The following is a 19,002-nucleotide window of genomic DNA, read 5'->3' as shown; positions in this document are numbered from 1 at the left end:
CAAGAAACTTCTTGAGCACCTTCTTATTGTACATTACTGATTCATTCAACGATTGGCGTTAAAGAATCACCATTCCATATTTCTCCCTTGTTGAGTGTCCAGCTGTCATGATATAAAGCTGAAGCACCCTTGTTTACTGCTGGGCTCCATTCATCATTCCATGCGAGGAAGTAAATGGTTTTAGGATATTTTTGTTTTATTGCATTGATGAACAGGCTGTAATCGAAGCTGCCGTTTGCTGTTTGCGGGCCAACTTCTGTAAAAGCAAATGGTTTATTAAGCGCTGTTAGCTGATCGTATCCATTGATCGAGTAGGCATCTTGAAAATACGCATCTAATCCGACAATATCCACGTAAGACGCGCCCGGGTAAAAATCAGTTTTAAAATCTCGGTTGGCGTCGGGAGAGTAAACCCAGATCAAATGATCAAGTCCTCTTGTGTCGGTCATATAATGATAGATTTTCTTGTAGAGCTGTTTATATAGAGAGATTCTTTCATTATCCTTTTGATTATATGATGTAAGTCCCCACCAAAACCATTCACCGTTCATTTCATGCAGCGGCCTGAACAGAACAGACACACCTTGGTTCTCCAGCTCTTGAAGTCCGTCAGCAATTTTGCTGAGCATGGCATTTAGCCGCTTTCCTTCTGCTGTTGAAGAATCTAGTATTTTTTTATACTGATCATTTGTAATCGGTGTTTTAAAATGCCCTGACTGAAAAGCAGGGTTCGCCAGGTGCAAGCTGATTTGAGGGATTCCACCATTTTTCCAATACGACATTAAATCGCTGTTGCAGCTTACATCTATTGAATCTTCAATATTTGCTGTTTCAAGCCATCCTCTGGCATAATCGCAGCCATAAATAGCAGGCGATTGCCCGGTGGCGCTTCGGATTCTATCAGCCTCAGCCATAGAAAATGTGTCATGACTGTAACCTCCGAACGCTCCGGAAAGGACTCTGTTTTCCGTTCGGTTCGGCAGGTGCGCAAGCCAGTTCATCACTGTTTTTGTTGTCTGCTGGGCATTAGGATTCACAGGCGACACAGTATGCGCTTCAATTGGTTTTGCTAAAACAGCAGACGCAAGTAAAAATATAATGAGCAAAGAGATCGTATGTTTCTTAAACAAATGCAACTCCCCCATTCATTAAGGATGAGATATCATGAATTCACATGTTCCTTCTATTGAAAACTCGCCAAAATGCGCAGGCAAGACAAAGTGTGAGCCTGCATTGCATTCATACTGAATACCATTATTTATGATTCGTCCTGATCCGCTCAGAACACTCCCCAGCAAATAGGTTTGATGTGAAGGAAAAGCAGCTCGGCCGCTAATCTTCCATTTGTACACTGAGAAATAATCTGATTGCACATAAACAATGATCTCAGCGTTACCAACTTCTTTTACTTCCGGTGTATGCACTTTATCGATATGCGGTATCGTTATGACTTCCATGGCTTTTTCTATATGAAGAGTTCTTTTTTGGCCCTGGTCATTACAGCGGTCATAATCGTATACGCGATACGTTGTATCAGAGTTTTGCTGGATTTCAAGGACAAGGGTTCCCTCACATAATGCATGGAGTGTACCGCTTGGCACATAAAAGAAATCTCCGGGCTTGATTTTGATTCGCCTCAGCAGCCCGTTCCAATCACCGCTTTCTATTCGTTGTTTGAATTCCTCCTTTGTGCTTGCGTGATGTCCCAAAATCAGTTCGGCGTCATCTTTGCAATCAATGATATACCAGCACTCCGTTTTACCAAGGTCGCCATTTTCATGCAGTTTTGCATAATCATCATCAGGATGGACTTGCACGGAGAGATCCGTATTGGCGTCCAGCAGCTTTACCAGCAGCGGAAACACCTTACCATCCGGAAACCCGAATATCTCTGGGTGATCTTGCCATACTTGATCTAGTGTCTTTCCTGCCAGCGGGCCGTTCTTTACAGCCGACGGGCCATGGGCATGTGCAGAAACGGCCCAGCACTCACCTGTTTTTTGTGAGGGTATTGCGTAGCCAAAAGCGTCACGAAGCTTCGTCCCTCCCCATAGTCTTTCTTTAAAGACAGGCTCTAAAAATAATGGATGCGTCATAATCGCACCTCCCCGGATGCTGCCTCTGCTTGTAAGGCCTGATGCGCTAAAACTAGCGTGCCGATGATTCCGGCGTTACTGCCTAAACGTGGAGGTACAATATAATCACTTATATCATCTGACAATTCAGAAAAATCTAAGTAGTTGTTCATGATTTTCGGTACATATTGATAGATATAAGGAAACACTTGTTTCTGTTGCATGACGCCGCCGCCAAGAATGATTTTTTTAGGTGCAAGGATCAAAACATACTGAGCCAGCGCTTGGGCAATATAGTACCCTTCCAGTTCCCAGACTTGGGCTATATCTGATAAATCCGCGGCTTTTTTCCCCCAGCGGGCTTCGATAGCTGGGCCTGAAGCTAAGCCTTCAAAGCAATCTCCATGATAAGGGCACTTCCCTTGGTATACGTCATCCGGGTGCCTCCGGATATAAATATGGCCCATCTCTGGGTGTGACAGCCCCTGAAGGAGCCTACCCTCTACAATTGCGCCCGCACCGATGCCAGTGCCGATCGTTATATACAGGCAGCTGTCGAGACCCTTCGCTTCACCGAAAAGGAATTCACCCAGCGCCGCAGCGTTGACATCTGTACTAAATCCGACTGGGATTTTCATTTCGTTCTTAACGGTTTGCAAAAAGGGGTAGTGTCTCCAGCCCGCTTTCGGCGTGGCCATAATAGTACCGTATGTTTGACTGGTTTTATCGTTATCAACAGGACCAAAGGAGCCGATGCCGATTGCCTGTAATGAAAATTGGCGAAAGTATTGAATTACTTTCTCTATCGTTTCATCCGGCATCTTTGTAGGGAATTCTATTCGGTCAATGATTGTTCCATCTTCTTTACCGACAGCACAAACAATCTTTGTGCCGCCTGCTTCAATACCGCCAAGCATGCAGATGGCCTCCTTGTTGTCTCCGCAATCAGCGCCGTATGTTTACAGAAGTCACAACAAACTTGTCATGCCGATGACGTGAAAAGGAATATTCAAATGGAATCCCGGTATCTAAGAAGCCCACATGTTCAACTTCAAGAATTGGATCATCCTGTTTGCAGCCCAGATGCTGCTGGTCAATATGATCAGATTTGCAGGCTCTGATTTTCCGATGCGTTCCGGCGATTTTGAGCTGCAGCACATTTGTAATATGATTGTAGATCGAATCATGAAGGACATCGTCATTAATGCCTGGGATTAAATGCGTCGGCATATATGTTTTTTCCAATACATAGGGTTCACCTTCTACAATCCGCAGCCGAACGACATAATAAACCGGTGTTTTCTGATCAATAGACAAATGGGCGGCCACTTCCTCAGTGGGAAATTGCACTTCAAACTGAATGACCTTGCTTTGGATTTTTTTATCTTTCAGCAAGTTGGTCAATCCGAGAATCTCATTGCTGACTACATGGACATGGTCATCCTGTATTGCAGATTGAATAATAAACGTGCCATGGCCTCGTTTTCTAAACAGCAGACCCTCGGCAACTAAATTATCCAAGGCTCTCTTCATCGTCATGCGGCTTGAGTTAAATTCTTTTGCAAGAGATACTTCATCAGGAATGGGCTGATCGATCGGATATACGTTATTTTTAATTCTATTTCTCATTTCATTTGCAATGATTTCGTATTTATTCATTGGTATCCTCCGGCAGCTGTTAGAGTTTGATATCACATAAGCTTTTACGGATATCATAAGTTCTTTTCCCTATTTCATCAATGTTGCGGATTTTCGTCATCTCTATTCGTTATGATGATTGCCGGAAGATCTTGACCTTTAGGAAAATCTAGAAACCGTGTTGCTCAGCAACCTTTTTGAACCATTTTCCGCTCTTTTTGATGGTTCTTTCTCCGTTTTTCTCAAGATTGACTGATACAAACCCGTATCGGTTTTTATAGGCATTTGTCCAAGACCAGTTGTCCATGAACGTCCATAAGTGATAGCCTTTTACGTTTGATCCTTCCTGTATGGCGCGGTGAATCCATTTGAGGTGCTCTTTTATAAATTCGATCCGGTAATCATCTTGAATGATGCCTTGTTCATCCCTGAAGCGCTCTTCACCTTCAACCCCCATGCCGTTTTCAGAGATAAAACACTCGATGTTGCCGTAGTTTTCTTTTAAATTGATCAAAATATCATAAACGCCTTTTTCATAAATCTCCCAGCCGCGATGCGGATTCATTTTGCGGCCCGGCATGACGTAGGGATCAAAATATCTGTCCGGCAAAAAAGGAGCGTCGGGATTCGGAAGATGTTCTTTTGCTTTCACACGTCTCGGCTGGTAATAATTCACGCCCAACAGGTCAACCGTGTTCTTTTTGATGATGTCAAGATCTTCAGGAGTGTAATCAGGCATAAAGCCTTCATTCTTCAAAATGTCAACCAGCTCTTTTGGAAATTCGCCTTTGACAGATGGGTCTAAAAAGGATCTGTTAAAAAACGCGTCTGCGATTTCCCCGGCTTTTACATCCGCCGGATGGCTGCTTCTCGGGTATGATGGGGTCAAATTTAAAATGATTCCGATTTTTCCGTCCTGCTCCATCTCCCTGTAAGCCTGAATGGCGCGGGCACTTGACAGCATCGTATGAAATCCAACCTGGACGGCCTCTTTAAAGTCTACCTTGTTTGGATAATGAAAATCATATAGGTATCCGCCTTCTACGGGAACGATTGGTTCATTATGCGTGAACCATTTTTTCACCCGGCCGCCAAACAAACGGAAGCAAGTTCTTGCATAGTTTTCATACGCGTCAACCGTCTCTCTGTTGACCCAGCCGCCGATTTTTTGAAGCGCCATCGGCATATCGAAATGAAACAAATTGACAAAAGGTTCAATTCCGTTAGCGATTAACTCATCAATGACATTGTTATAGAAATTTGCGGCTTTATCGTTGATCTCGCCCGTTCCGTTTGGTATTAAACGTGACCAGGAAATCGACATCCGGAACGAGTTGTGGCCAAGCTCCTTCATCAGCCTGATATCTTCTTTATAGTTGTCGTAAAATTGGGATGTGTCTGCGGGGCCGACATGATCAAAAAAACGATGCGGTTCTTTTTCAAACCAATAATCCCATATATTCTGGCCTTTTCCGTCTCTGTCGGCGGCACCCTCCGTTTGTGTTGCTGAAGCCGATGATCCCCACCAAAAATCCTTTGGAAAACGATATTGTTCTGTTTGTGCCAAGTCTCTCTCCCCTTATGTCACATTTTTATGCTGTTATCATTTTGCTGAGCAGCTGTCTCCTGCACAGCCTGTTCTTTTTCTTTTGCCAGATTTAATTTATCCATTGCTTTTAGGAACGGAAACCAGATCACGAAGACAATCAGCAGATTGATAAGCTGCATCACGCCCCCCATGATTGAGTTCGTCGCCATGATGCCATTAATGAACAATGGAACCGTCCACGGCACTGTCACACCAGTCGGAGGCGGAACGAGCCCGGCTGACATAGCCAGATAGGTGACGAGCGTAACAACCATCGGTGCCAGCACCCAAGGCACAATAATGATCGGATTCATGACAATCGGAAGCCCGAAGATAATCGGTTCGTTTACGTTAAAAATACCGGGAGCGAGGCCAAGTTTTGATACTTGCTTCATCTGCCTGCTTTTCATGAATATGAGAATGGTAAACACAATCGCAAGCGTCATCCCGGTTCCGCCCATCCCTACTGTATAAATCTCCATAAACGGTTTTGAAATAATATGAGGGATTTCTTTTCCCGCCGTGTAAGCAGAAAGGTTTTCTACCTGCAGTGTATTCCAAATCGGGTCCATCACGGAGTTGATAATGATCTGTCCATGCAGTCCGAAAAACCAAAGAATTTGTATGAAAAACACGGCAATCAGCGTTGGAATGATACCGCTTCCAAGTCCGACAAGCGGAGCCTGAATCGCGTGATAAATAACGTCGTGCATATTTGTTTTAAAAAACAGAGTCACCATTACGTTAATCAACAAAAATACGGTCAATGTGATAAAAGCCGGAATAAGTGCGGCAAATGATTTTGCTACAGCAGGCGGAACGCCGGCTGGCATTTTGATTGTCAGGTTTTTTTGAACGATTCTTCTGTAAATTTCACCAGAAAGAAATGCCGTAATCATCCCAAGAAACATCCCTTTTGCACCGAGACGATCGACCGGGATAACCCCTGTAATGGCATCTCCTGTTTCTGGCTGAATGATAAATGGCGTTAAGAGCAAAAAGGAAACCAAAGCGATCGCTCCGCCAAATACAGCTTCGACCTGATAGCTTTTTGACAGGTAATAGCCTATCCCGAACACAACAAAGACAGACATAATGCCCATTGTCGCCGTGGAGGCAATGCCGAAATGAGACTGAAACGACGTAAGCATTGAGGCGTTCATGATTTTGTTTAGAAACGGCAAATTCGTTAACACAACAAAAATGGACCCGAATATCGTCAGCGGGAAAGCCAGCATAAATGCATCACGCAACACTTGCAAATAGCGGTTATTGTTTAACCTCCCTGCAATTGGAACAAGGAATTGGCTGATTTTCTCGAACACCCTATCCACCCCGATTATTTATAGATTCTTGGTTTTAAAGAGATCAAGCATCTCTTTCACTAATTCTTTCATGGATAATGTTGACATCAGATGATCCTCTGCATGCATAAGCAGCAATGAAAAAGCTGTTGCTTCTCCGCCGGATTCCTTCTGTATCATTTGAAAGTGAATGTCATGGGCCGCGGATAAATCCTGCTCAGCCTTGGCAATGAGGGCATCAGCCTCGTCCTTGTTCCCTTCTTTGTAGGCGCGCAGTGATTGTATGATGCAGCTGCGGGCATTTCCGCTGTGCAGGATTAGCTGAAAACTGATTTGCTCGTCTGTTAAATTCGTGATTTTCATCTGTTCCATTATTGATTCACCATTAAGGACAATGCCTGCTCATACGCTTTTTTCCCATCTGCCATTCCGTAGGCCATCATGTCAATGACTTCAACTTGAATGTTGTATTGATCCGCTTCTTTTTGGAGTTCGCTTTTCAGAAAGCTCATTTGCGGACCGATCAAAACGGCATCCGCTTTTCTCATGTCTTCTTTTGCTTTATCCTGGCCAACAGCCCAAATCTCTGCTTCCTCACCGATAGACTGTGCGTATTCCTTCATTTTTGTCACCAATAAACTGGTAGACATTCCTGAACTGCACGCGAGTAATATTTTTTTCAACTGCTATCCCCCCTTGTGATTAAAACGCTTACATGGATTATTATAGTCATTTATTTTTAAATGTCTATACTTTTGTAAAATAAATATAATCATATGCTTGTCCGGTTCATCATTTTGTAAATTTTTCTATGGAAGATTCATTCATAATGTGGTACACTCATCAACGGAAACGAATCAATTAAATAGCTATTATCACTTGTATAACCTCAATAATATGGTTTGAGGGTGTCTACCAGGAACCGTAAAATCCTGATTACAAAATTTGTTTATGACATTTTTTGTAATCAGGATTTTTTTTATTTATCAAAACATTTAAGTAAAGGAGTTTGTTATGAATTTCAAAGTTTTCCTGCTTGCAGCTTCTACGATTGCAGTCGGATTGGTTGAGTTAATTGCGGGGGGAATTCTTCCTCAGATCGCAAATGATTTAGACATTTCCATTGTTTCAGCCGGACAGCTGATCAGTGTGTTTGCGCTGGGATATGCAGTATCTGGGCCGCTGCTTTTGGCATTGACTGCGAAGATTGAGCGGAAGCGCTTATATCTAATTGCTTTATTTGTTTTCTTCCTTAGCAATCTTGTCGCCTATTTCAGCCCTAATTTCGCAACACTGATGGTATCTAGGGTATTGGCAGCAATGAGTACAGGGCTGATTGTTGTGCTTTCTTTAACAATTGCCCCGAAAATTGTAGCGCCTGAATACAGAGCCCGCGCAATCGGAATTATTTTTATGGGATTCAGCTCTGCTATCGCATTAGGCGTGCCGCTCGGAATCTTAATCAGCGATTCCTTCGGGTGGCGGATTTTGTTCCTTGGCATCGGCCTGTTGGCACTGATCTCCATGCTGATTATTTCAATCTTCTTTGAAAGAATACCGGCGGAGAAAATGATTCCTTTCCGGGAACAACTCAAGACGATCGGTAATCTGAAAATCGCGAGTTCACACCTCGTCACGATGTTTACATTAGCTGGCCACTACACGCTTTACGCTTACTTTGCGCCGTTTTTAGAAGAGACTCTTCACCTGAGCTCTTTCTGGGTCAGCATTTGTTATTTCCTTTTCGGGATATCTGCTGTATGCGGAGGCCCTTTCGGAGGAGCGCTATCTGACCGGCTTGGTTCCTTTAAGAGCATTTTGCTGGTGACCGGTTCCTTTGCCATCATTATGTTCTTACTGCCGCTGTCTACATCGTCTATGATTTTCTTTTTGCCTGTCATGGTGATTTGGGGTCTTCTGAGCTGGAGCCTCGCCCCGGCTCAGCAAAGCTATTTAATTGAAATTGCACCTGATTCGTCTGACATTCAGCAAAGCTTTAACACATCGGCCCTCCAAGTCGGAATTGCCCTTGGCTCAGCCATTGGCGGTGTTGTTTTGGATCAGACGGGTACTGTGGTGTCAACGGCATGGTGCGGCGGATCGATTGTGATCATCGCTGTCCTGTTTGCTTTCATTTCTTTAACAAGACCTGTTCAAACAGCAAAAAAATCCTCCTTGTAAAAGGAGGATTTTTTATTATTTAGCTGAAAGCTCATCTTCGGTGACCCATTTGTGGTTTTTCACTTTTTCTCCGCTCGTTGTCGATGTATAGTCAACCATGTATACAGTTGTTTTTTCCGCGGAGTCGATCTCGGCTGTTGCTCCTTTCATGCCTTTCATATGAGAAGCCTCTAAAATCACCTGATCTCCGGGTTGTAACGTTTTATCTCCGGCATCTTTGATTTCTTCTTGGATCACCCATTTATGATGATCCACACGCTGTCCCCCATTAGTCGGAGTATAAGAAACCACATACGCCGTTGTATCATAGGCGCCTGTTACCGTAGCTTCGGCACCTTTCATGCCTTTCATATGAGAAGTATTGATGATTACTTGGCTGCCTACTTTGTATTTCGGATTTTTAGATTCCTGTAATCCCTCTGGAACGTCAGCTGATCCGGAATGGTCCATCTCTTCATGTGTTGAGGAGTCTGAATGATTGTCATGTGTGCTTTCTTTCGTACTGTTGTTATTGCCGCATGCTGATAAAACAAAAACAAGAGATAACATCAGAATTCCCAGTGCATTTTTAGAGATTTTCATGTTCATTCTCCTTTGCTTCATTTTTTTCCTGTAACTTTTGCCCGCAGACAATGAAAACATGCCCTCTCGATAATACTATACCCCCGAACGGTATGTAAATACGCTGATATTCTCATAAAGCGTTCCCGCAGTTTGTCCTATTCCCCTTTGTTTGCAAAGCCAAACATAAAAAAAGCCGCTGTCAGGCGGCAATTACTGATTTAAGATTTTTATATACACACCTTTTTTTGCTTTTTGATAAGCGGCCTCACCCATTTTCCTCACCTTTTCAGAAACACCTGAGGATTTGATCCATTTGTCATCAAGAAAAATGGATGGATCGATTAGGCGCATTTTCTTCTTTTGATGGAAATCGTACTGGATGTCATCCTCTATTACTTGTATGCCGGGATGAATGGATGTAAGCAAGCTCAGGACTTCTTCATTTTTTGATGCACGCAGGATGTTCAGTACCTCTTGGTCCGTTTTCAGCAGATCCTCTGCAGATATGACATCATGCCGCAGCGCTGCCTTCAATGCTCGCGCTAAATATTCATATCCATATACATTCACAGGATTCAAAAAGAAATCAATTACTTCCTTGTAGTACACACTGACAAACCATTCGGCGGCTTCAATACTATCAGGAAACATCCTTCCGTTTCTCACAATAAGATGATCCAAAAAGGTTTGCGCTTCGTGCAGGTTAATGTGTCCATATCGGTACATATCACGCAGCGTATAGTCTGTCCGATCAGCACACAGCTCCGGTGCGGGCTGTTCGAGCAATGTCCACCTTGAATCGTCAGATAAAAGTTCTTCAGTATGATAGCCGTGTTTTTGTAAAATGTCCGGGATTTCAGAGTGAACAATGACTTGTTGAAAGATGTTTTCATGATAGTCTTCTGCTTGATTTTCAAAGACAACGTCGACCACATGAGAAAAAGCTGTGTGTGATACGTCGTGGAGCAGACCCGCAATCTGTTCTTCTATCGTTCCTCCGAGCTTTTTGATGAGGAGCATCACGCCGATGGAGTGCTCATACCTGGTCACATTCCACTTTCGATTGACTAAAAAGCTTGCTCCGCCTTGATAGATTCCTTTTAATCTTTGCACAGGAGCGCTTTTGATAAGCTCTTCCAGCACTCCGTCTATATGGTGCTGCCCGTAAATGATATCGCTGATTTCCATGCCGTCACCTCAACATCTATTTTTTTTGTTATATATTGTTTATATTGATAGTACATATGCAATCTTTCAATAGAGGAGTGTTATGATGATCATCATCCCAAACAATGAGATAGCGAAACATATGTTGACCGATTTTTTTGCCAAGCATTGGGGTACACCCGAGATGGCGATTTCCAGCGGCATTTTTCGGTGTGATGAATTAGATGGATTTGCCGCAGTAAATGAAAGCGGCGAAATCATTGGCTGTATTACATACACAATAGATGGGAAAGATTGTGAAATTATTTCATTAGATAGTATGATTGAAAATAAAGGAATCGGCACAGCTTTACTTCAGCAGGTTGAAGAGAAGGCTAAACATGCACATTGTCAACGAATAAAGCTTATCACAACGAATGATAATGTACATGCGATAGCGTTTTATCAAAAGAGAGGCTATCAATTCGCCGCAGTGTTTCCGAACGCAGTTGAAAAAGCGCGCCGACTCAAGCCGGAGATTCCCGAGGTGGCTGAAAACGGCATTTTGATTCGGGATGAAATTCTATTTTCGAAGGTAATTGATTAAACGAATAGGAGTCTTTTATGTCCAGTCATTATAAATACCCTCTCATTTTCACGGCATTCCTATTAATCGCTTTCTGCTTGATCTTTTTTTCCTATCACCTGATTCATCATGTTCGTTTGGAGTATCCGAATTGGCAGGGAGAAAGCAAAGATCAGAATTGGGAAGCTGTTTTTATAAAAAATGAAGATGCACCGAATGAATACAGCGGCAAACTTTATTGGATCGGTGATACAATTGAAATAGACAACACTTATTTGGAATCACTGATTGTAAAAAAGGATGATGAAGTTCTGCTGAGTTCTAACACAGAAATTCCAATGCGTGACTATTCCGGAGGCACTTTTTCTGATGGAAGCGCAAAGGAAAAGTCTGTTTCTTTTTTAGAGCGGTTAGATGAACATGAGCTTGAAGGCCATGATATAACCATTGAAGTGAAATGGAAACAAGGTAATCATTATTCTGCGAGTCAGCTTACGCTCAATGAAAAGACCTTGTTTGATGAAAAGCAGCAATAGATGATCAAAACGAAAAATAGACAAATGAAAAGGAATAGCATATTTTATACAGCTCATATGTTATGCCTTTTCTACTTTTTTCATTTCCGCCAAAAAGTGGAGCATTCCGCCTTGTCCAGAATATTAAACTCAATCATTTTCTCAAGTAGCGTGTAATCAACTGGACCGTTCCAAGGGATACGTATTAGCTGCTCGGTGTAATCATATCCGGCCTTCACAATATCATCCTCTACGTGCGCTATCGTTACTTTTTCAGGAGCGACAGCTAAATGCTTTTTAGAAACACTAAAGCCAATAATAAATGTACCGTGATCCGTAAACATCGGTTGGTTCCATTTTATTTCTGTATGTAAATTTGGATATTTATTTTTTATCCAAGTTAACACCACTTCCGTTCTTTCTCGGTGGAACGGGTCATCAATCCCCGCTAAATACTCAGAAAAAATGTCCATGTTGTTCCCTCCTAAAATAAAATGATGCCACTCCATATGAACTGCTCAGACATGTGCTTACACAATACCTCTTTCCAACATAATACTTAAAATTGTTCAAGATGTAAGCGGGTTGCTTCTATGCGACTATAGCAGATTTCAGTCCGCCTATCCACGGCCAGTATCTATTCCTCCAATTTATTTCTATAGTACTATCACTCTTTCCTTTCTCTTGATAGCAGTTCATTATTCTTGTAAATCCAATCTTTAAAATCCATTAATACTAGCTTAACAGTTTAAAAATATAATTGGGTTGTCATTGAGATTTATCTATTTTAGGAGGTTATCCAGTTGAAAAAATTCCCGAAGAAATTACTGCCTATCGCGGTTTTATCATCAATTGCGTTCAGCAGCTTAGCCAGCGGCAGTGTGCCTGAAGCCAGCGCCCAGGAAAAGAAAAAGGGAAACCAAGACGAAATTAAAAATGTTATTGTTCTGATTGGTGATGGTATGGGTGTGTCTTATACGTCCGCTTATCGATACTTAAAGGATAATAAAAAGACAAAAGTTGTGGAGCCTACGGCTTTTGATCAGTATCTTGTCGGCCAGCAAACAACTTACCCCGATGATCCTGAACAAAATGTAACGGATTCAGCAGCGGCGGCAACGGCTATGTCTGCGGGAATTAAAACATACAATAATGCCATAGCCGTTGATAACGACGGGTCAGAAGCCAAAACGGTGCTTGAAGCTGCGAAAGAAAAAGGAAAAGCAACAGGACTTGTGGCCACTTCAGAAATTACACACGCCACTCCGGCCTCTTTTGGTTCACACGACCACAGCCGAAAAAATATGAACTCAATTGCGGATGATTATTTTGATGAGATGGTCAACGGCAAGCACAAAATTGATGTCCTTCTAGGCGGAGGAAAGAGCAATTTTGACCGTAAGGACCGTAATTTGATCAAGGAATTCAAAAAAGCGGGATACAGCTATGTGGATAACCGCAAGGACATGCTGAAAAACAAAGACAGCCAAGTTCTCGGCCTATTCGCTGACGGCGGCCTGCCTAAAAAGATTGACCGGACGAAGGATATTCCATCACTTAAAGATATGACAAACACAGCCATTAAAAAATTAAACAAGAATAAAGACGGCTTCTTCCTCATGGTGGAAGGCAGCCAGATTGACTGGGCGGGCCATGACAATGATATCGTCGGCGCCATGAGCGAGATGGAAGACTTCGAACAAGCTTATAAGGCGGCTATTGATTTCGCTAAAAAAGACAAGCACACATTGGTTGTCGCAACGGCTGACCACTCAACCGGCGGATATTCCATCGGTGCGGACGGCATCTACAATTGGTTCAGTGAACCCATTAAAGCCGCAAAGCGCACACCTGACTTTATGGCAGAAAAGATCGCTGACGGCGCGGATGTTGAAAAAACGTTGAAAACATATATCGATCAAAAGAAATTGGCTTTAACAAAAGCCGAAATTCAATCTGTTGAAGAAGCGGCAAAATCGAAGGAAGTACTGGATATCGATAACGCAATCGAGAACATCTTTAATAAACGCTCTCACACTGGATGGACAACAGGCGGACATACCGGTGAAGATGTTCCCGTCTATGCATACGGTCCGTCTAGTGAGACATTTGCCGGCCAAATCGACAATACAGAAATCGCCAAAAATGTTTTCAAGGCTTTACAATACAACATTAAGATTAACGATAAGTAAAAGAATACAAGGTGTCCCGTTGCTTGTATGAAGTAACGGGATCTCTTTTTAATGGAGGAATCATCATGAGAAGAATTCTTTCAATTTTCGTTTTTGCTATCATGCTTGCGGGCTGCTCATCAAACGCCAGTACTGAAAAACAGCATGCAGGCGGGGAGAAAACAGTAAAAGCTGAGCCGCAAAGCACTTCATCCCAGAAGGACAGCACAGATAATTATCAGCCTAATTCCCAGGTAACTGATGACCGGTCACTGCTTAAGGTCGGCCAAACGTTTTCAGATGATAAAGGAAAAGCTGTCTTAAAAGATATCAAACAAGTGAACAAAACCTATAAGATTGGCGACGTGGAGTTAACAGTAAAAGAAATGAAGCTGATCCACTTGCGCCCGGACTACAGCATGATTGATTACTTTCATGAGTTAACACATGATGAAGAGTTTGATTTCGTTAAGGTTTTCGTTGATATCAAGAACACCTCTACAAAAAAAGTAAATGTTGCGCCGATTGCATTGATGAAAACAAATACGGGTGAAACCTTTGATTGGAACAAAGATATTTATCTTGAAGAGTTAAACGGCGAATTGGAAGGCGGCGCCGAAAAGTCCGGAAATCTCGGCTTTATTGTGAACGCATCAAGCGGCCATGCTCATGATAAGGCCGCGGATGCTGAGAAGAAAACAAAAGAGATCAAGTGGATCGAAATCACGACAAGTGACGTCTTTGACCATAACCATAAGAAAATCAGTGATGCTCAAAAAATCAAAATCAAGTTTTAAATCAAGAACTCCCGTACAAGGTACGGGAGTTCTTTTTCTTATTTGTTTTTTTGGCGAATCAACTCATCAATCCGCTCCATCACTTCTTCCATGTCCATACATTCCTTGAAGCTTTGATTGATTTTTTTAATGCCTGCCGTATACTGATCGTTGCGCAAAACCTCATCTACGGCCTGTTTTAATATTTGGGCATTGACTTCATCTTTAGAGATGACATAGCCTGCATGGAGTTCAGAGAGACGCTGCGCCACCATCGGCTGATCCTTGTCATGAGGCATGACAACCAGTGGCACGCTGAAATGAATGCCTTCGTTTACGCTGTTCATTCCGCCGTGTGTAATGAAAACATCCGATTGCTCCAGCACTTCCAGCTGAGGGACATACGGAGCAATGATAAAGTTTTCCGGCGCCTGCTTTAATTTGGTCAGGTCCGCTTTTTCTCCGGCAGCGATGACGACTTTTCCGTTAAAGCCTGAAAATGCATCAATACAAAGGTTGAAGAAATCCTCTGTATGATCCAGTACAGTCCCCATTGAAATATAAATGACACTCTCATCTTTTAGCTGTTCAATCGGGAAATCCGTTTTTTCCGCTCTCTTTGGAAAGCTTGGCCCGATAAACAGACATTCATCCCCGAAACGATCACTTTCTGGCTGAAAATAACGGCTTGTATACACTACGTTCAATTCCCCTTTATTGTTCATGAATTGAACCAGGTTTTTCGGGGCAACACCGTACGTTTCTTTCATTTTTGCCAAAAGATCTTCGCACTCTTGATCCAATTCAAGCGGCGCTCCAGACTCCGGATGCAGCGGCAGGATTTTCAGGTGCTCCTCGCCAAACAAGAAAGACGCCGATGAAGAGACCCCTGGAATATCTAAGTAATCCCTTACCAATTCCCCCGCGCCGAATTTATCATAATAAACAAAATCAAATTGAATGCTCTTAGATAAGTCTTTGACAATCTGTAAAATGTCCAATGACGTTTTGATATGGATTTTCACGAAATCAAGAATGCCATTGGGCGAACCGACATGAATAGGTGTTGTTCGCAGCAGATCCCGGTGAAGATGGACCGTTGCTCCCGCTGCTTCTAATCGTTTTTTATATTTTTCAGTGGATATATAATGGACATCATATCCCTTATCGGAAAACGCTTTTGTAATGCCTAAGGTAGGATTCACATGGCCTTCCGCAGGAAAATTCAAAATCAATACTGTCTTCATGTAGACAACTCCCTCTCAAATCGTATTCTGACTCTTTGTTTGATCAGACTACTACTAATCGTAAAATGGGAACACAACCCATGCAAGGTACAAATGAATGAACTATTCTGCTGCTCTGGACTTAATCAAAAAAAAGACACCCAAGCTCTGGTGTCTTTTTTTACACTTTTCTGATCGTAAAAAATTTCCGCAGTAGCCATGGGCCCGGTGTAAAGCCCAGCGTTAACTGCCAAGCGCCAATAGCCTGCAATCTGTATTCGCGGACGATCTGCATCTTCCGGCTCATGCTCCTGACATCCTCAAACCATACCTCATGCGTCCGCCCCTGCTGATCACTGTACCGGAAAAACGGTGATTGATATTCGGCTGAATATTGTATCGGGGCTTGGTACCTCATCGCTCTTTCGATTGCGTTTTGATTTGAAATCGCTGAAGCAACTGTGCCCGGCTGGTACGGGATGATCCAGTCGTACCCGTAGAGCGGGACTCCGATAATGATTTTTCTGCTCGGCACCTGCGCAATCGTAAACTCAATGGTTCTCCTTATTTCAGTAATCGGCGCTACAGGACCCGGCTCACTTCCGGCATGATGCCAATCATAAGCCATGATAAACATATAATTGACAACCGCTCCTATCCCCCCGTAATCGTAGCCCCTCAGCCATGGAATATTATCACTTGTTTTTGCAGGAACAGCTATCGTCAGCACATACCCTCCCGCCTGAAGTCGATCTCTCAGCTGGCGTAAAAACCCAGTGAAAAGATCGCGATCCGCGGCGCTCACCTGCTCAAAATCGATTGTGACACCGCCATATCCCCTTGTGGAAACTAAGTCATAAATGTTGTTGACCAGATTGGTTCTCGCTGTCGGATTGTTTAGCACTTGGTGAACAATCTCCGTACTGAAGCCTCCTGATGTAAGGTTCGTTATTGTTGCCAGCGGCGTGACTCGCCTTTGCCAAGTTGTCTCAATAGCGGCCGCATCATTCAATTGGTTTGCAATGTCGCCGTTCGGTGCAATATGGTATTCGAAAATCGAAATCGAAGACGAGTATGGCGCATAATCATTGATTAATTCCCGATCGAGGTCTGGGTTACGGAGCACATAAAAACTCAATGTTCCCGCAATGTAATTTGAGATCGAAGGAATCGTTATTTTTGCTCCCGCTTGTAAAGCATTTGGGCTGATGCCCGGATTGGCCGCTCGCAGTCGCTCTAATGGCACAAACGCTTTAGCTGCAATGGCGGTAAGCGTATCTCCCGGCTGGACTGTATATACATAAAGAGGGATAAGCAGAGCCTGCCCCGGCACGATATTCGTTTCATCTAAACCATTCACACCCCGTATTTGATCAACAGAAGCACCGTATCTTCTGCCTATCGAAAACAAAGAATCACCAGGCCCGACGATATGGATAAACATGTTTAACCCCCATTATTCGTTAGTCAAACCATCATAAAATCTTATTAACGGGGCCTCTTAGATATGTGGTGAATACATAAAAAAACCAAGGGTTCTGCTCCCCCTTGGTACCGGATCATAGAAATCAATTCTCTTTACCTTCTTCAAGCACATGCTTCAAATGCTCACAGTCATGATTGAAATGAGCCAGCACATGCTGTTTGGCTGCTTCTTTGTTTTTCTTTTTCACTTCTTCAAATATCCTGCGGTGCTCACGCAGTATCGTTTCTGCGCGGTGATCGCCGGTATAATTAAGGATTCTGCAAAAATGAATCAGGTCATTTACATGCTCAAGCAAATTTTTCAAATGTCTGTTATGGCTGAAATCAACCAGCAGCTCATGAAATTTTTGGTTTAAACGAATGATTTCTGTATCTTCCGTGCCGTTGTGAATCGCTTTCTCTGTTTCTTCAAGCTGTTTTTCGAGTATGGTCAGCTCTTCTTCGTCCGCTTCGTCTATGACTAATTCGACTGCCAGCTGCTCCAGCGGAATTCTGATTTTATAAATCTCATCTACATCTTTTGCCGTTAACGACGTGATCGAAAATCCATTTCGGTCATCCGCTTTTAACAAACCATCTTTCTCAAGCAATCGCATGGCTTCCCTTATCGGAGAGCGGCTGACGCCAAAGCTTTTCGCCAGCTGTGTTTCGTTTATCCGTTCCCCAGGCTTAAAAGTCCCGTTGAAGATCATTTTTTTTAGCTGGTTATAAAATTGCAGGTAGTAGGGAGTCGGCTTATCTAATTTAAAATCGTCCATATATAATACCTCTTTTGAATATATTCAAGGGCTTTTCTTCATCAAAATCATATAACAGATGGTAATGGGAAGCAACAAACTGCCTTGTCAGATCCCTGAATTTGAGGTACGATATGTTTGCTGAACGACGGTCGACGGACTACTGGCAACTGAAAAAACGGCGTGTTTTTCTTCGTCAATAGGACACCATACCTCCGCCAGAATAGCGCACGATTACATTTTTACATCTTTTCAATGGAGGAAAAAATATGCTCATTATTCTTGTTATGTTTCTTCTAGGAATTATTTTAGGCTTTATTGGCGCCGGTGGAGCCGGCTTTGTCATTGCCCTTTTAACGCTTCTTTTCCATATCCCGATTCATACGGCTTTAGGCACTTCGCTTGCCGGCATGGCTTTTACAAGCTTATCAGGGGCATACAGCCACTATCGCGAGGGTAACATTCAAATGAAAATCGGCTTAATAGTCGGAGGCTTTGCTGCGGTTGGCTCATTTTTCGGCGCCAAGCTGACTTCTTTTATTCCGGCTGATTTGCTTCATTATTTGACGGCTGGAATGTTATTTTTATCAGCAATTCTCATTTTAATCAGATTATTTATTTTAAAAGAGAAGGCTCAAGTGAATCAAAGCACTCTTTCAACGTATACGAGAGCGGTCATCTTAGGAATTGCAGCCGGCGTTCTTTCCGGCACATTCGGCATCGGGTCGGCACCTTTTATTCAAATCGGTTTAATGATTATGCTGAATCTGTCCATTCGCCATTCTGTCGGAACGACGATGCTTGTGATCATCCCTCTGGCTGTAGGTGGAGGCATCGGATATATTACAGAAGGTTTTGTTGATTACGTTTTACTTGTCAAAGTTCTGGTCGGGACAATGTGCGGGGCCTATGTAGGCGCGAAATTCACCAACCTCATGCCAAAGGTGGTTTTGAAATCAGCCATCTTTTTGACTCCGGCGATTGCAGGCCTGCTGTTGTTATTCTAAATA

Annotated in this window: 20 protein-coding genes and 1 riboswitch; of the genes, 6 read left to right on the top strand and 14 right to left on the bottom strand. The window is 43.0% G+C overall.

The features are described 5' to 3' along the window. Positions 1-41 precede the first annotated feature (41 nt). The 8 genes from gmuG to MHI44_RS14780 form a co-directional block, all read right to left on the bottom strand. Positions 42-1,130, bottom strand: coding sequence for a mannan endo-1,4-beta-mannosidase (gene gmuG, locus MHI44_RS14815; protein ID WP_339202288.1), 1,089 nt, complete (start codon positions 1,128-1,130; stop codon positions 42-44). An 18-nt stretch (positions 1,131-1,148) separates the two neighbouring features. Continuing rightward, entirely contained in the window at positions 1,149-2,096 is a 948-nt protein-coding gene (gene manA, locus MHI44_RS14810) for a mannose-6-phosphate isomerase, class I (RefSeq protein WP_339202287.1), read from the bottom strand. Further along, positions 2,093-2,992 carry a fructokinase GmuE gene (gene gmuE, locus MHI44_RS14805; RefSeq protein WP_339202286.1) on the bottom strand — a complete coding sequence of 300 codons (900 nt, stop codon included), beginning with the start codon at positions 2,990-2,992 and terminating at the stop codon, positions 2,093-2,095. Before gmuE ends, manA begins: the two co-directional genes overlap by 4 nt. Positions 2,993-3,020: 28 nt before the next feature. Further along, on the bottom strand, positions 3,021-3,734 hold the full coding sequence (gene gmuR / locus MHI44_RS14800; RefSeq protein WP_015715336.1) for a transcriptional regulator GmuR: 714 nt from the start codon (positions 3,732-3,734) through the stop codon (positions 3,021-3,023). 148 nt (positions 3,735-3,882) lie between these two features. After that, complete coding sequence (gene gmuD, locus MHI44_RS14795; RefSeq protein ID WP_339202285.1) at positions 3,883-5,280, bottom strand: 6-phospho-beta-glucosidase GmuD; 1,398 nt, start codon at positions 5,278-5,280, stop codon at positions 3,883-3,885. 17 nt (positions 5,281-5,297) lie between these two features. Further along, positions 5,298-6,626 carry a PTS cellobiose transporter subunit IIC gene (celB, locus tag MHI44_RS14790; protein WP_003244271.1) on the bottom strand — a complete coding sequence of 443 codons (1,329 nt, stop codon included), beginning with the start codon at positions 6,624-6,626 and terminating at the stop codon, positions 5,298-5,300. An 18-nt stretch (positions 6,627-6,644) separates the two neighbouring features. Further along, the gene (locus MHI44_RS14785) at positions 6,645-6,977 is read right to left on the bottom strand and encodes a PTS lactose/cellobiose transporter subunit IIA (RefSeq protein WP_015252690.1); all 333 of its coding nucleotides are present in this window, start codon (positions 6,975-6,977) and stop codon (positions 6,645-6,647) included. Further along, complete coding sequence (locus tag MHI44_RS14780) at positions 6,977-7,288, bottom strand: PTS sugar transporter subunit IIB (RefSeq protein ID WP_003242472.1); 312 nt, start codon at positions 7,286-7,288, stop codon at positions 6,977-6,979. The genes MHI44_RS14785 and MHI44_RS14780 overlap by 1 nt, the downstream gene beginning before the upstream one ends. Before the next feature lie 176 nt (positions 7,289-7,464). Further along, a riboswitch (purine riboswitch) is annotated at positions 7,465-7,564 on the top strand. A 55-nt stretch (positions 7,565-7,619) separates the two neighbouring features. Here MHI44_RS14780 and pbuE point away from each other — a divergent pair. Then, the gene (gene pbuE / locus MHI44_RS14775) at positions 7,620-8,786 is read left to right on the top strand and encodes a purine transporter PbuE (RefSeq protein WP_339202281.1); all 1,167 of its coding nucleotides are present in this window, start codon (positions 7,620-7,622) and stop codon (positions 8,784-8,786) included. 15 nt (positions 8,787-8,801) lie between these two features. Here pbuE and MHI44_RS14770 read toward each other — a convergent pair whose 3' ends face one another. Next, positions 8,802-9,419 carry a YdhK family protein gene (locus tag MHI44_RS14770; protein WP_082200996.1) on the bottom strand — a complete coding sequence of 206 codons (618 nt, stop codon included), beginning with the start codon at positions 9,417-9,419 and terminating at the stop codon, positions 8,802-8,804. A 141-nt stretch (positions 9,420-9,560) separates the two neighbouring features. Then, positions 9,561-10,538, bottom strand: coding sequence for an HD domain-containing protein (locus tag MHI44_RS14765; RefSeq protein WP_339202280.1), 978 nt, complete (start codon positions 10,536-10,538; stop codon positions 9,561-9,563). An 82-nt stretch (positions 10,539-10,620) separates the two neighbouring features. Here MHI44_RS14765 and MHI44_RS14760 point away from each other — a divergent pair, with 82 nt between their 5' ends. Together MHI44_RS14760 and MHI44_RS14755 are read left to right on the top strand one after the other, a co-directional pair. Beyond that, positions 10,621-11,103, top strand: a complete 483-nt coding sequence (locus MHI44_RS14760; RefSeq protein WP_080121114.1) for a GNAT family N-acetyltransferase — start codon at positions 10,621-10,623, stop codon at positions 11,101-11,103. A 17-nt stretch (positions 11,104-11,120) separates the two neighbouring features. Next, positions 11,121-11,618 (top strand): YdhH/YoaO family protein, encoded by a 498-nt coding sequence (locus MHI44_RS14755; protein WP_339202278.1) that lies wholly within the window; start codon positions 11,121-11,123, stop codon positions 11,616-11,618. Positions 11,619-11,698: 80 nt separating this feature from the next. Here MHI44_RS14755 and fra read toward each other — a convergent pair whose 3' ends face one another. After that, entirely contained in the window at positions 11,699-12,070 is a 372-nt protein-coding gene (gene fra / locus MHI44_RS14750; RefSeq protein WP_277736947.1) for an iron chaperone frataxin, read from the bottom strand. Positions 12,071-12,400: 330 nt separating this feature from the next. Here fra and phoB point away from each other — a divergent pair, with 330 nt between their 5' ends. Further along, positions 12,401-13,789 carry an alkaline phosphatase PhoB gene (gene phoB / locus MHI44_RS14745; protein WP_195727925.1) on the top strand — a complete coding sequence of 463 codons (1,389 nt, stop codon included), beginning with the start codon at positions 12,401-12,403 and terminating at the stop codon, positions 13,787-13,789. 65 nt (positions 13,790-13,854) lie between these two features. Continuing rightward, the gene (locus MHI44_RS14740) at positions 13,855-14,565 is read left to right on the top strand and encodes a membrane lipoprotein lipid attachment site-containing protein (protein ID WP_285300198.1); all 711 of its coding nucleotides are present in this window, start codon (positions 13,855-13,857) and stop codon (positions 14,563-14,565) included. Between the two features lie 38 nt (positions 14,566-14,603). Here the strand turns inward: MHI44_RS14740 and MHI44_RS14735 are convergent, their stop codons facing one another. The 3 genes from MHI44_RS14735 to MHI44_RS14725 all read right to left on the bottom strand — a co-directional run bounded on the left by MHI44_RS14735 (position 14,604) and on the right by MHI44_RS14725 (position 18,013). Beyond that, complete coding sequence (locus tag MHI44_RS14735) at positions 14,604-15,791, bottom strand: glycosyltransferase (RefSeq protein ID WP_015715326.1); 1,188 nt, start codon at positions 15,789-15,791, stop codon at positions 14,604-14,606. A gap of 160 nt (positions 15,792-15,951) precedes the next feature. Then, a complete protein-coding gene (locus tag MHI44_RS14730) occupies positions 15,952-17,214 on the bottom strand; it encodes a glycoside hydrolase family 18 protein (protein ID WP_015715325.1) in 1,263 nt (420 codons plus the stop codon). 124 nt (positions 17,215-17,338) lie between these two features. Then, positions 17,339-18,013 carry a GntR family transcriptional regulator gene (locus MHI44_RS14725; protein ID WP_003234129.1) on the bottom strand — a complete coding sequence of 225 codons (675 nt, stop codon included), beginning with the start codon at positions 18,011-18,013 and terminating at the stop codon, positions 17,339-17,341. Positions 18,014-18,261: 248 nt separating this feature from the next. Between MHI44_RS14725 and MHI44_RS14720 the strand changes: the two genes are divergently transcribed. After that, on the top strand, positions 18,262-18,999 hold the full coding sequence (locus MHI44_RS14720) for a sulfite exporter TauE/SafE family protein (protein ID WP_003234130.1): 738 nt from the start codon (positions 18,262-18,264) through the stop codon (positions 18,997-18,999). The last annotated feature ends 3 nt before the right edge of the window (positions 19,000-19,002 follow it).

Origin of the sequence: Bacillus sp. FSL K6-1366, assembly GCF_037976695.1 — a bacterium.
Lineage (GTDB): Bacteria > Bacillota > Bacilli > Bacillales > Bacillaceae > Bacillus > Bacillus subtilis.
Note: the sequence above shows the minus strand (reverse complement) of the source record. Positions and strands in the feature narration are given on the sequence as shown.

Coding starts and splice junctions, on each gene's coding strand:
- manA (WP_339202287.1), bottom strand. CDS start 2,096: ATGACGCATCCATTATTTTTAGAGCCTGTCTTTAAAGAAAGACTATGG.
- gmuE (WP_339202286.1), bottom strand. CDS start 2,992: ATGCTTGGCGGTATTGAAGCAGGCGGCACAAAGATTGTTTGTGCTGTC.
- gmuR (WP_015715336.1), bottom strand. CDS start 3,734: ATGAATAAATACGAAATCATTGCAAATGAAATGAGAAATAGAATTAAA.
- MHI44_RS14785 (WP_015252690.1), bottom strand. CDS start 6,977: ATGGAACAGATGAAAATCACGAATTTAACAGACGAGCAAATCAGTTTT.
- pbuE (WP_339202281.1), top strand. CDS start 7,620: ATGAATTTCAAAGTTTTCCTGCTTGCAGCTTCTACGATTGCAGTCGGA.
- MHI44_RS14765 (WP_339202280.1), bottom strand. CDS start 10,538: ATGGAAATCAGCGATATCATTTACGGGCAGCACCATATAGACGGAGTG.
- MHI44_RS14760 (WP_080121114.1), top strand. CDS start 10,621: ATGATGATCATCATCCCAAACAATGAGATAGCGAAACATATGTTGACC.
- MHI44_RS14755 (WP_339202278.1), top strand. CDS start 11,121: ATGTCCAGTCATTATAAATACCCTCTCATTTTCACGGCATTCCTATTA.
- fra (WP_277736947.1), bottom strand. CDS start 12,070: ATGGACATTTTTTCTGAGTATTTAGCGGGGATTGATGACCCGTTCCAC.
- MHI44_RS14740 (WP_285300198.1), top strand. CDS start 13,855: ATGAGAAGAATTCTTTCAATTTTCGTTTTTGCTATCATGCTTGCGGGC.
- MHI44_RS14735 (WP_015715326.1), bottom strand. CDS start 15,791: ATGAAGACAGTATTGATTTTGAATTTTCCTGCGGAAGGCCATGTGAAT.
- MHI44_RS14730 (WP_015715325.1), bottom strand. CDS start 17,214: ATGTTTATCCATATCGTCGGGCCTGGTGATTCTTTGTTTTCGATAGGC.
- MHI44_RS14725 (WP_003234129.1), bottom strand. CDS start 18,013: ATGGACGATTTTAAATTAGATAAGCCGACTCCCTACTACCTGCAATTT.
- MHI44_RS14720 (WP_003234130.1), top strand. CDS start 18,262: ATGCTCATTATTCTTGTTATGTTTCTTCTAGGAATTATTTTAGGCTTT.